Source organism: Draconibacterium sp. IB214405 (assembly GCF_033963885.1).
In the GTDB taxonomy this organism is placed as follows: domain Bacteria; phylum Bacteroidota; class Bacteroidia; order Bacteroidales; family Prolixibacteraceae; genus Draconibacterium.
On the sequence record NZ_JAXBMA010000004.1, the window covers coordinates 45,824 to 59,113 of the forward strand.

General features: G+C 39.2%; 7 protein-coding genes. 6 read left to right on the top strand and 1 reads right to left on the bottom strand.

Annotated elements, in window-relative coordinates; translation table 11 throughout:
* The first annotated feature begins 70 nt into the window (after positions 1–70).
* The 6 genes from SLH46_RS12795 (at position 71) to rho (ending at position 11,045) form a co-directional block, all read left to right on the top strand.
* Positions 71–3,013 carry an FAD-linked oxidase C-terminal domain-containing protein gene (locus SLH46_RS12795; RefSeq protein WP_320281590.1) on the top strand — a complete coding sequence of 981 codons (2,943 nt, stop codon included), beginning with the start codon at positions 71–73 and terminating at the stop codon, positions 3,011–3,013.
* 315 nt (positions 3,014–3,328) lie between these two features.
* Complete coding sequence (locus SLH46_RS12800; protein ID WP_320281591.1) at positions 3,329–5,830, top strand: PKD domain-containing protein; 2,502 nt, start codon at positions 3,329–3,331, stop codon at positions 5,828–5,830.
* Positions 5,831–6,314: 484 nt separating this feature from the next.
* Positions 6,315–7,241: a hypothetical protein gene (locus SLH46_RS12805; protein WP_320281592.1), complete on the top strand. Its 927-nt coding sequence runs from the start codon at positions 6,315–6,317 to the stop codon at positions 7,239–7,241.
* 324 nt (positions 7,242–7,565) lie between these two features.
* Entirely contained in the window at positions 7,566–8,192 is a 627-nt protein-coding gene (locus SLH46_RS12810) for a TonB-dependent receptor plug domain-containing protein (protein WP_320281593.1), read from the top strand.
* A 68-nt stretch (positions 8,193–8,260) separates the two neighbouring features.
* Positions 8,261–8,854: a class I SAM-dependent methyltransferase gene (locus SLH46_RS12815; RefSeq protein ID WP_320281594.1), complete on the top strand. Its 594-nt coding sequence runs from the start codon at positions 8,261–8,263 to the stop codon at positions 8,852–8,854.
* Between the two features lie 334 nt (positions 8,855–9,188).
* Entirely contained in the window at positions 9,189–11,045 is a 1,857-nt protein-coding gene (gene rho, locus SLH46_RS12820; protein ID WP_320281595.1) for a transcription termination factor Rho, read from the top strand.
* Between the two features lie 203 nt (positions 11,046–11,248).
* On the opposite strand, the gene SLH46_RS12825 is transcribed toward rho, so the two are convergent.
* Positions 11,249–13,228 (bottom strand): peptidase U32 family protein, encoded by a 1,980-nt coding sequence (locus SLH46_RS12825; protein ID WP_320281596.1) that lies wholly within the window; start codon positions 13,226–13,228, stop codon positions 11,249–11,251.
* Positions 13,229–13,290: the final 62 nt, after the last annotated feature.

Consider the following 13,290-nt stretch of genomic DNA (forward strand, 5'->3'; position numbering starts at 1 on the left):
AATAAAGAACTCCTGAAAATTTGTATGACAAATTACAAACTATTGCTAAATTTGTGTTTTTCGAACCGTTATGACAACACCAGATAAATTCAACCAACTAAAATCCCAACTCGAGGGAGATCTTTTTATCGACAATGTACAACGCGTACTCTATTCAACCGATGCGTCGCAATACAAAGAAATGCCGCTGGCGGTTACCAAGCCAAAAAATAAGGAGGACATTAAAAAGATCATTGCCTTTGCACGCGAGAATAATACCAATATTATTCCCCGGGGAGCAGGAACTTCCCTGGCCGGACAGGTAGTTGGAAGCGGAATTGTTGTCGACGTGTCGAAATACATGAACAAAATTCTGGAATTCAACAAAGACGAAAATTATGTGATTGTTGAACCGGGTGTTGTTTTAGCCGAATTAAACCTGTTTTTGGCCGAACACGGTATGCAATATGGCCCTGAAACATCCACAGCCAACCGTTGTGTTATCGGCGGAATGCTTGGCAATAACTCTTGCGGATTGCATTCGTTGGTTTATGGCAGCGTTCGCGAACATGTTCTGGAAGTGGATGCGATTTTATCTGATGGTTCCGAAACAATTTTTAAAACGCTGACTAAAGATGAATTTCAGCAAAAACTCAATAGTAATCCAAATCAATTGGAGAAAGCTATTTATATCAATATCAACGAATTACTTTCAGACAAAGAGAACCAGGAAGAAATCAAAAAGAATTTCCCCGATCCAAAGCTTACCCGGCGAAATATGGGCTATGCCATCGATGAGTTAATGTATGCCGATCCATTTACGGAAGGTGGTGGAAAATTCAATTTCTGTAAACTTTTGGCTGGTTCCGAGGGAACTTTAGCATTCTCAACTCGAATTAAATTGAATGTTATTCCGCTGCCTCCAAAACATAAAGGATTGGTTTGTGCACATTTCAAAACGCTGGAAGAATCGTTGCATGCCAACCTGGTTGCCCTAAAATACAAACCAACGGCCATTGAATTAATGGACGATCCGGTAATGCAGGCGGCCAAACAAAACATTGAGCAAGCCAAAAACCGATTTTTTGTAAAAGGCGATCCGGGTGCAATGCTGATGATTGAATTTTCGTTTGAAACCGAAAAAGAATTAAACGACACCGCTGCCGCTCTGGAAAAAGAATTAAAGGAAGCCGGTTTGGGTTATCATTATCCGCTGGTAACCGGTGCCGATAAAATAAAACGTGTGTGGTCGCTACGAACAGCAGGATTAGGTTTGCTAGCTAATATTCCTGGCGACCGGAAAGGAGTGCCCGGTATTGAAGATACAGCCGTTCATCCGGAATACCTTCCTGATTACATCGCCGATTTCAAAAAAGTACTGAAAAAACTTGATCTGGAAAGTGTTTATTACGCCCACATTGCTACCGGCGAAATTCACTTCCGTCCACTTATTAATTTTAAAGATCCTAAAGATGTTGAGCTGTTTAACACCCTGATGAATGAAGTAGCAGCGCTGGTAAAAAAATACCGCGGATCAATGAGTGGCGAGCATGGCGATGGAAGAGCACGTGGCAAATTCATACCATTTATGCTAGGCGATCGGTGCTACAATATGGTAAAATCAGTGAAAAAAGCATGGGACCCGGACAATATTTTCAACCCTGGTAAAATTGTTGATACACCCCCCATTACCGAAAACTTACGCGTTATTCCAGGCAAAGCAATTCCTGAAACAGAAACTTACTTTGATTTTTCGAAGAATAAAGGCTATTTCCGCAGCATTGAAAAATGTAACGGATCGGGCGACTGCCGGAAAAGTGAAGTAATTGGAGGCACCCTCTGCCCTACTTTTATGGCTACCCGCGATGAGGATAAAAGTACCCGCGGACGTGCCAATATTTTACGTGAATTCTTGTATAACAACGATAAAAAGAACCTGTTCGACCACCAGGAAATCTACGATATCTTAAGCCTTTGTATTTCGTGTAAAGCGTGTAAAAGTGAGTGTCCGAGTAATGTGGATATGGCCAAATTAAAAGCCGAATTTCTGCAGAACTATTACGATATTCATGGAATACCAATGCGTTCGCGGTTAATCGGATACCTGCCGCGTTTAAACAAACTGGCAATGGTTTTCCGTCCGATTTCGAATTTTATGATGAGTACTTCGCTATTAAAAAGTGCTATCGGATTTTCAACTAAAAGAACGCTTCCGGCTTTATCGAAAATTACCTTAAACCGCTGGGTTGAAAACGGAGTACCTTCACCTGAGCAAGAGACAAAAGGTAAAATTTATCTATTTAACGACGAGTTTACCAATTACAACGAGAGTGATATTGGTATAAAGGCCATTCTATTGCTCACAAAACTGGGGTACGAGGTTAAAATTCCACAAACCAAAGAAAGTGGGCGAACATTCCTTTCGAAAGGTATGGTACGAACATCAAAAAAGGTGGCCACCGCAAACATCAACCTTCTAAAAGACATTATTACCGACGAAACGCCACTGGTTGGAATTGAGCCTTCTGCTATTCTTGCTTTCCGCGACGAATACCCCGAACTGGTTGAAAAAAAACTGCAACCGGCAGCAGAAAAGTTGGCAAAAAACACCCTGCTTTTTGAAGAATTCGTTGCTGCAGAAATAGAAAAAGGAAATATAAAAGAAGAGGATTTTACCTCCGAAGAACAGCATATTTTACTGCACGGACATTGCCAGCAAAAAGCTGTGGCATCAACCGAACCTTCGAAAAAAATGTTATCACTCCCTAAAAACTATTTTGTGCGCGAAATTCCATCGGGATGTTGTGGAATGGCAGGTTCGTTTGGCTACGAAAAAGAACATTACGAGCTTTCGATGCAAATCGGAGAAATGGTACTTTTTCCAGCCGTTCGAAAGGCTGAGGATGATTATATCATTTCTGCTCCCGGAACTTCGTGTCGCCATCATATTAAAGATGGAACGGGCAAATCTGCTTTGCACCCGGTTGAGGTTTTATATGGGGCATTACCTGACAAAATACTTAACATAAATTAGGTCGCAGAATATATCTCTGTGACCTCTTTCATTGTTTTCCTCCACCGAAGATACGTTGTATGACTTGACAGCTCCTAATCAACATGTTTGAACAACTACTTTTCCTCTGACACTATTCTTATCAGGACTAATTCCAAATTTGCGTATAATGCTGTATATCAATAGCATATTGCTTCATTTTTGCTTAACTTGATTGGCTTAAAAGTAAGAGGTTTACACCTCCCAGCCAGACAAATCAAAATTTTCGAGGGAAAGGATTTTGCCCAGTGTGCAGAATTTAAAGAAAGTATTGTAATGATTTAAACTTTACCCAAGATGAAAAAATCTGCTGTAATCATTGTTCTGGCAACCATCTCAATATTATTGATTGCCGGCGTCACAACATCAATCGACGACTTTTTTATGCCCGGCTCGCAACCGGGCCAATCGGGCAACATTGAACAGACGAACAAATGCGACAATTGCCATGGTGGTTATGATCAGGCTATTGAACCTGCGTTTAACTGGCGTGGTAGTATGATGGCACAGGCTGCCCGCGATCCCTTGTTTTATGCCTGCTTGGCTATTGCCGAACAAGACGCCCCCGGCTCTGGAGATTTGTGTATCCGCTGTCATGCGCCGGATGGCTGGTTAAACGGACGCTCTACTCCTACCGATGGTTCTGCTTTAAATAATAACGACCGTGAAGGGGTTCAATGCGATTTCTGTCACAAACTGGTGAAGCCATCTGAAATCGGCGTAAATCCGTTTCAAAATGATGCTGATTATTTAAATGGCACCTATAATTCCGACCAGGAATACCTGTCTGGAATTACCATGATACCGCCGCAATCAGGCAACGGAATGTACGTGGCACACGATGCCAATGCCAAACGCGGGCCATTTGTTGATGCAGCAGCCAAGCACCAAATGTTTTATTCACCTTTCCATAGCGAATCGGCAATTTGCGGAACTTGTCATGATGTTAGTAGTCCGGCCATCGATAAAGATGGAAATCCTATTTACGGAGGAGATCCAACAACTCTTGAAGGTTTTCAAACCAAAAATATGCTTCCTATCGAAAGAACTTTTAGTGAATGGAGCATTAGTGATTTCGCCGATGAACCGGTATTGGGTACTGCTTTTGGAGGAAATAAGTTAAGTGAGGGAGTATCCACCTGTCAGGACTGCCATATGGCAGATGTTTCAGGAGTTGCAGCTAATAAGCGTGGCACAATATATAGGGATGATTTACCATTACATGATATGACCGGAGGCAATACTTTTATTCCTGATTTGGTTTACGATCTTTATCCGGATGAAGTAGACAGAGATGCTTTAATTGCAGGAAAAGAACGTGCGCTTTTTATGTTACAAAATGCCGCAACAATGAATTTGTCCGTAACAAACAACGTAGCCAAAGTAACAATCACGAATAACACGGGTCACAAATTACCTTCGGGCTATCCTGAAGGAAGAAGGATATGGATCAATCTACAGGCATATGATTCTAATGGTAATATTTTATTCGAATCAGGAGCTTATGATTATGATTCTGCAAAACTGGATACTGTTGATGCAAAAATCTATGAGATTCATTTAGGAATGACAGATGCTGTGGAAAATGCCGCCGGCGTTTCAGGAGATCCGGTTACAGGTGAATCTTTTCATTTTGTACTAAATAATAAAGTTGTGAAAGATAACCGCATTCCTCCAAAAGGTGCCACAAATCTGGAATTAATAAATATTCAATCGCCCGTTGTTGCTTATTCATACAACGACGATCAAAATTATGATGAAACGACCTACGCAATGTCACAAACTCCGGCTTATGTGAAGGCTCAGTTACTATATCAGACAATTTCGCTGGAATATGCAACATTCCTGCGTGACGAAAATACAACAAATGAGGCCGGAAATATATTTTGGGATGCTTATGTGAATAACGGAATGTCGGCTCCGGTGGTAATGTGTGAGCAAGAGTGGGGCTCCATTACAGGTGGTTCGGCCCCAGATGCGAGTTATACGGCATCGACAACTTCAGGAGATGCTCCGCTTACTGTTCAATTTACAGACAATAGCAGCAATAATCCAACATCATGGAGCTGGGATTTTGGAGATGGAGGATCGTCTTCAGCACAAAACCCAACTTACGAATATGCCAATCCCGGCACATATACCGTCGAGCTAACTGCAAGCAACACGGGAGGAAGTGATACAGAAACTAAAACAGATTATATTACAGTTACCAATAATTCTGGAACCCAATATATAACCGCTACGATTGGTCCTTGGGAAAGTATTAATCTACCAAAGGGTGTAAAAAAATATGCAGTAACCGTGACAATAGATCCAGTATTACCAAATATAGATGTAACAGGATATTTTAACGACATAAGCAATTATGTTTCAGGAACTACAAATAACAGTGGACAGATTATTGTTGAAACACCCGAATTTAAAGGAAGTGCATCCTGGTGTCTTTATATTACAAATATTGATGCTTCAGGTTATACATTCGCAGGCCCGATAAGTGATTGCACTGCGAAAAGTGCACAAATTTTGTCCGCTGATTCAAGCGAACCAGGAATCAACGTTTACCCAAATCCGTTTACTGACAAACTCTATTTTGAATTCTCGCATGAGGAGGATGCAGAATGTATGATTGAACTGTTTGATGTTTCAGGACGAAAACTTGATGTATTGTTTGATCAAGCCATCGTGTCCGGTAAAAATTACAAAATTGAATACCAATCGGATAAAAACCTTCCTTCCATGCTATTCTACAGGATTCAGTTTAACGATGAAGTGATTAATGGGAAAATAATTCATAACTAAAATAAAGAAGAAACATTGAAAAGGCATAAGCAATTATGCCTTTTTTATGTTCATTCACCTCAATTTTATGCAATGTGAAGTTCAAATTTCATTGAATTAAATTCTTCAACCTGCATTTTTAGTACGATTCTGGAATACTCTTCAGCAACGCACTTGACGAGTTTTTAACAAAACTGAATGAGACTTTTGCGTTTAATCGTTAAAAACTTTCGAACAGAATTGAATACCTGCTACTTTCAAAAAAGATATATTGGACTGATATGTAGAATATTGCACATCACGCATTTAGAATGTGCAAAACGAGCACGAAGGTATTAGTCTTTTATTTTTGGACGCTTCAAAAAAGACTTCTGTTGGAAATTGTAATTCTTATCCGGCAGCAACTTCCGAATTTTATCAAACCCTTATAAAACTTAAAGGAGCTGTTTTTCGCTCAACTTTAAGACAAAGTTTTAATGGATAAAACACAGCAAAAATTAAATCGATGAAAGCAAAGTTATTATTCGGAATGTTTATAATCATGAGTACGATCTTCTGGAGTTGTATGGATGTGGATCTGGTGAATCCGAAAGAAGAAACGAATTCCCTGGAAACTAATCTAATTGCAAGTGAAACCAATTTAAAAAGTGGTTCTGCCGAAAAGCAAATTTCACTTCAACTTAAAAATGAAAAATCAAGTGGAACAGTAACAATAAGCAACACTTCTACCACATTAACAGTAAAATTTAAAGGCAACTCAACTTACGATCTCGAAGAGGTGCAACTTTGGGTAGGCACAACGCCTGATGCGGTTCCTTCCAATAGTCAAAATATCCCCACTCCGGGTAGGTTTCCCTATAAATCAGCAGGTAAAACGGAATACCAATTTACGATATCACAGAATGAAATTACCCCGGGGTACGATTTTGAAGAAGGTGGTAACATCTACCTGTTTGCACATGCCAGCGCCGTTAACAAATCAACTGGAACAAAAGAATCTGCATGGAGCACAGGAGAATACATTTCGGATAAGCCAAATTTTGCAGCATCCTATTCTACCTATACTCCGGTTGGAGGCGGAGGTTGTTTTCCTCATGTAGCTTTTTGTGGCTTACTGATCGAAAACACCTATTATTACGACATTAATAATGAAAGTGAATCCATTGTTGCCGATAACGGTCAAATAATTGGTACTGCTTCGTATATCGATCAAAACATCAGGTTCTATTTCGATCAGGACTGGATGTTTTCGGATAATACCACTTTGGTTGTAATAAAGGGTTACCAAAAGCCGGGCGGCAAAGCCTTCGAAGTGTATAGTGGAAAGCCATTAGCCCCGTCTCCGCCAATGTTTTATTACTATGGTCCTTTAACCAAATACAATTATTACAGCGTTGAACTTAATGTTCAGTACTGTACCACCGATAACTAAGAAAGGATACATATTAATAGTTAAATCTTGAAGTTCCCCAAAACCACCCGTTGCCACAATGGTAAAAGCATAAATTGTGTCCGTGAGGAATTATTCAGTCGTGAATATTACTATACCATTTAAAGCCGGATCATTTTTTTGCTTAAAAGTTCTTTCAATTATGGTTATTACTCCTCTTATATTTTACTAATCAGACAATTAATTCAATTTTTTACATTAATTTTAATTCGATTTCAGTTAATAACTAAAACCAAAAAACCATGGCTAACCGTTTTTTTTTTGACACAACTATTATTTTTAGTTTGTCTTTGTATTACAACTAACATGAATGCTCAGGATCGAAGTATTCAGGGCAAAGTAACTACTTTCGAAAACATCCCTTTATCCGGGGTAGAAATTCAGGTAAAAAGTACTAAACAGATCGTTAAAACAGATACCCTTGGGAGTTTTTCTGTTGCTTGTAACAATAATGATAAATTAAGTTTTTTTGCCCACGGATTTAATAAACAAAACGTTAAACTAAAAGAAAACACAAAGTTTGTTGCTGTTAATTTACACCTTAAACCCGGCGAAGAAGGAAAAGCACTGGCAATTGGATATGGGCACGTACTTGACGAAGATAAACTGAATGCAGTTTCGAGTTTAAGAGACGACCACGATAATTTCTCAAATTATACAGATATGTATGAACTTATAAGAGGAAAGTTTTCAGGAGTGCAGGTAATTGGTGATGAGGTAATAATCCGCGGGAATAACACGATGGGCGGCAGTAATGCTGCATTAATTGTAGTGGATGGAATTGAAAGAGAAGGAAGTATTTTAGGTATGCTCCCTCCAAATACGGTAAAAAGTATCGATATTTTAAAAGATGGGAGTTCTGCCATTTATGGTTCAAGGGGAGCAAATGGAGTCGTTCTCATCGAAACAAAAAGCGGGGACGAGAACAAATAGTTTTTACTCGTTACTTATCGATAAACCTCTTTTAACTTTATTTGTTTATTCAACAATAAACAATATCAATGGACAACTTTTGGGATAATAGGTATAGTGAAACAGAATATGCGTATGGTGAAACTCCCAACGACTTTTTAAAACAACAACTTCCGCTTTTAAAACCGGGTAAAATTTTATGTCCGGCCGAAGGAGAAGGAAGAAATGCAGTTTTTGCGGCCACATTAGGTTGGGAAGTTACAGCTTTCGATCCGAGCACCGAAGGCAGAAAAAAAGCATTGTCACTTTCTGATAAACATAATACTAAAATTAATTACCTTATTGCTGATTACAATACAGCAAATTTCGAAAAAGAATATTTTGATTGTATATGTTTAACTTATGCACATATGCCAGCATCTATTCGAAATCAAGTGCACAACAAATTGACAACCTACTTAAAACTAGGAGGTCATATTATTTTAGAGGGATTTACTAAAAATCAGATCAATAAAACCAGTGGAGGGCCTAAAAACATTGATTTTCTATTTGACAAAAACGAGTTGAAAGAGGACTTCCAGACCTTGAGTTCAATTCAAATACAGGAAACTGATGTGGCGCTTAACGAAGGTCCTTATCATCAGGGAATAGCGTCGGTTATCAGGCTATTGGGAATCAAATAAACAGCAGAAAAAACCAACACCAGTTAGCCTTTATAAAAAGACTTTGACTAAAAGTTAAACAATTTCACTGCTTTAAACGTATAGTATTTACAATCAGAACTTTCGACCAAGGGCATTGCATTCCATTTGGGAAGTATTTTTTGATAACATACTCAAAAGTTTTAATTTTACTTAAAAATAGATAGCAGAAAGAAAAAAGAGTTTCATTTTTTTGTTTACGAACAGGTAATTATTTATAATTGCACACGATTTCAAAAGGAATCACTCTCCTCGTCAATTGTTCCAAAAAATTTTTCAACAATTATTAATCGAGAAAAAGTTATAACATTAACATATGTATGATATATTAGAATTGAACAAGAAACTTGTTCCTGAATTAAAAGAGATCGCTAAAGAGCTCAAAATTAAACGTGTAGAATCCTACAAAAAACAGGATCTTATTTATAAAATTCTCGATACCCAAGCCGTTCTCGAAGCCGAAAAGAAAGGTCAAAAAAATGCTCCAAAAGAAGATAAAGGAGTGTTGGGTATTCGCAAAAAGCAAAACGAACAAAAAGATACTAACCAGGATGACTCACGCCGATCAAAACGTCCACGCCAACGTGTGGAAACAGTTAAGCGTGAAAAAGTTGGATCTGGTCCAAGAAAAAAGCAAGCTGATAAAAACGACGATAATGCACAATCGCGTCAGGATCAGATTAAAGCTATTATAAAAGGGTTTAACAGAGATAAATCTTCTGATGAACCTAAACAACAACAACAAGCTCCGCAACAACAGCAGCAGCAACAACAGCAGCAGCAACAACAGCAGCAGCCTTCTGAGAATGTTGTAAAATCGGAGACTCCACAGCCACAAAAAGCTCAAAATTGGGAGCGCCCTCAGGAAAAGCAAAAAAATACTCCGCCAGCTGCGCAACAAAACCGAGATCAGCAACGCGACGGACAACAAAAAAGACCGCAGAAACAAAACAACGGTCCGAAAGACGATAATAAATTTAAACCACAAAATAAAAATCAGAATCAGCAAAATCAACAGCAGGGTAATCGCCAGAAATCTCGTCAATTCGAGTTTGAAGGCATTATTACAAACACCGGCGTATTGGAGATTCTGCAGGATGGCTACGGTTTCTTACGTTCTTCTGATTACAACTACTTAAACTCGCCTGACGATATTTATGTATCGCAGAGCCAGATTAAATTATTTGGTTTAAAAACCGGCGACACTGTAAAAGGAACTGTTCGTCCGCCAAAAGAAGGTGAAAAATATTTCCCGCTGATTAAAGTATTGGAAATTAACGGACGCAGCCCTGAATTTATTCGCGACCGCGTACCATTCGATCACCTGACTCCGTTGTTCCCTGATGAGAAATTCAACTTAACCGGAAACGGACACGACAATATTTCAACGCGAGTTGTTGATATGTTCGCTCCTATCGGTAAAGGACAACGTGGATTGATTGTTGCACAGCCAAAAACAGGTAAAACAGTATTACTGAAAGAAATAGCGAATGCCATTGCAGCCAACCACCCTGAAGTTTATATGATCGTATTACTGATCGACGAACGTCCGGAAGAGGTTACCGATATGGCTCGCAGTGTGCATGCCGAAGTTATTGCATCAACTTTTGATGAACCGGCAGACAAACACGTAAAAGTTGCCAATATTGTATTGGAAAAAGCAAAACGTTTAACCGAATGTGGTCACGATGTGGTTATCCTTTTAGATTCGATCACACGTTTGGCCCGAGCTTATAACACGGTTCAACCAGCATCTGGTAAAGTACTATCGGGTGGTGTTGATGCAAACGCACTGCACAAACCAAAACGTTTCTTTGGTGCGGCACGTAACATCGAAGAAGGTGGTTCTTTAACCATTATGGCTACTGCACTTACCGAAACCGGATCGAAAATGGATGAAGTTATTTTCGAAGAATTTAAAGGTACCGGTAACATGGAATTACAACTCGACAGAAAATTGTCGAACAAACGTATTTTCCCTTCTGTGGATATTCCAACATCAAGTACTCGTCGCGAAGATTTACTGTTCTCGAAAGACGTACTCGACAAACTTTGGATTTTACGCAACTACCTTGGCGATATGAACTCGCTGGAAGCAATGGAATTTATGAAAACAAGATTGATGCGAACAGCAAGCATCGAAGAATTCCTTGCATCGATGAACGATGGTTAAGATGTAAATACTCGATAACAAAAAAAAGCAGGTCCGGTTCGGATCTGCTTTTTTTATTCCTGAGAATCAGGAACAATTTATATATAAGTCGGTAAGAACGTCATTCTGAGTTTATCTCAGAATCTGCTTTTTAGAACTATATAAAGATCCTGAATCCGTCAGCTGACGAACAGGATGACGAAATAAAGAAATACAGAAAAGTCTTACTTCAGGCCTTTATTAAAATTAAAGGTATTTGATGGTTGAATTTGTTCCGAACGCATAATTCGACTCTTTACGGTTTTAGCGCGGTGTTTCGAAACCGGTTCGTAGCAGAAATCGATTAAATAACGATAAAAACCATTCTTCTGAAGTTTATTCCTTGATTGCGAGATTGAAACCGGAACCTGCGGAACTATTGATGTTATACCGTTTCTGCGGAAGCGCTGTAATTTTATGTTCATATCATCCACCAACTCATCATCACCTTCCTTCATAGCAATTGGCATACGCGAATGGAAAAGCTCGGGATAAAAATACATCGGCACGATACCATCTTTATGCGACAGCGAAAACAACGACTCAAAATCAATTTCCTGCGGATATGAAAAAATGCTTACACCTTCATTTTTATAGAACTTCGCTGCAGCATCATTAAAAACATAAACATTTTCGTTGGTAACAATACGGCATTTCGGCGGTATCAGATCTATTTGAGAAAGATGACTGATGACAAAATTTCGAATTCCACTCTTAACCATCCGGCTTACCAACTCGCGGTAATATTGATTCGCATCCTGCTGAATGAACTTTGGCAGTTCAATAAAAATCTTATCCTTAAACTTCTGTATAAATGGCACTTCGGGGTCGAATCGGCTCCATGTAATTTTCGAGAAAGCCAGAAACAAACCATCCATTTCGTTCAGGTTCATTTTTTTCAGCCATTCCATCGAGTTTATACGAAAATAGTACTCCTCTTTTTTCGACGATTTTTTAGTTTTTAAAGCATTCAATATCTTTTGTTTGTGCCCAAAATTCATCGGCTTAAAATGCGTTCTGGCATCGTCGAGTTTTGATGGGAACTTTACATCGCTTATCCCCGACAAATAAACTTCGCTGTTTGGTTTTACCTGCTTTCCTGCCGTATGAATTTTATAGAGTCCATTTTCTTCAACAACCTCGCGAACTTTTACTGTTTCCTGCTTTTCGGTGTTTGGAATATGAAAACGCAATCGGAATCCGGGCTCAATTTTCATATGAGAAGAAATACTAAGGTACTCTCCTTTCACCCGGCTAACTTTTCCGAGATAAACACCGGCTACTGTTTTTTCGGCAATCGCTGTTTTAACGTCCTTGCCCATAAAATAAGCCGTTTTCTCGCGCCCAAAATCAAGTGCTAAAAGTTCTTTGGCTTCCGTTAATTTAACTTCGTTATCAAGTGCAGTTCGATAAGCTTGAGCAACGCGGTAGGTATATTCGCCCGATTTCATTCGTCCCTCAACTTTTAAACTGGATACACCCATTTTCTGAAAGCGGGAAACCAGATCAATCAGCTGGTTATCTTTTAAGTTAAAAAGGAACTGCTTTGAATTTGTGGCAGTATAAGTTCGTCGGCACGGTTGCGTACACAGCCCACGGTTTGCGCCACGTCCACCGGCATAACTGCTGTACAAACACATCCCGGAAAAGGAATAACACAAGGCCCCATGAATAAACACTTCGGTTTCCACCTTACTCTTTTTGCAGATCTTGGTCAATTCACCCAAAGTAAGCTCACGCGCCAATACAACACGTTCAATTCCCTTCTTTTGCGCGTAATTGGCACCGGTTGAATTATGAATACCCATTTGTGTACTGGCATGTAAAACCAGGTTCGGGAAAAAACTTCGTGCTATAAAATACACTCCCCAATCCTGAAGAATTATCCCGTGCACACCAGCCTGATTCAGGAAATTCAGATAATCAAGCAATTCAGGAATTTCGTTGTTTTTAACTACAGTGTTTAAAGTAATATAAACCAGAACATTATTCTTTTTGGCTTCTTTCAGAATGGTAATAAGCTGCCCATTGGTAAAGTTTTTCGCCCTTCCGCGGGCATTAAATTGTTTTAATCCCAGATAAATCGCATCTGCCCCGCCTCGCAAAGCAGCATAAAACGATTCTGGATTTCCAACGGGTAAAAGAAGTTCCGGTTTTTGCATCATAAATTTTCGGGCAAAATTAGCAATAATAAATTTTAACTATCTCAAATAATTTAAGCACTTTT

Bases quoted from the DNA above. Each gene is read 5' to 3' on its own strand.
- SLH46_RS12810 (WP_320281593.1), top strand. From the start codon at position 7,566: ATGAATGCTCAGGATCGAAGTATTCAGGGCAAAGTAACTACTTTCGAA.
- SLH46_RS12815 (WP_320281594.1), top strand. From the start codon at position 8,261: ATGGACAACTTTTGGGATAATAGGTATAGTGAAACAGAATATGCGTAT.
- SLH46_RS12795 (WP_320281590.1), top strand. From the start codon at position 71: ATGACAACACCAGATAAATTCAACCAACTAAAATCCCAACTCGAGGGA.
- SLH46_RS12825 (WP_320281596.1), bottom strand. From the start codon at position 13,228: ATGATGCAAAAACCGGAACTTCTTTTACCCGTTGGAAATCCAGAATCG.
- SLH46_RS12800 (WP_320281591.1), top strand. From the start codon at position 3,329: ATGAAAAAATCTGCTGTAATCATTGTTCTGGCAACCATCTCAATATTA.
- SLH46_RS12805 (WP_320281592.1), top strand. From the start codon at position 6,315: ATGAAAGCAAAGTTATTATTCGGAATGTTTATAATCATGAGTACGATC.
- rho (WP_320281595.1), top strand. From the start codon at position 9,189: ATGTATGATATATTAGAATTGAACAAGAAACTTGTTCCTGAATTAAAA.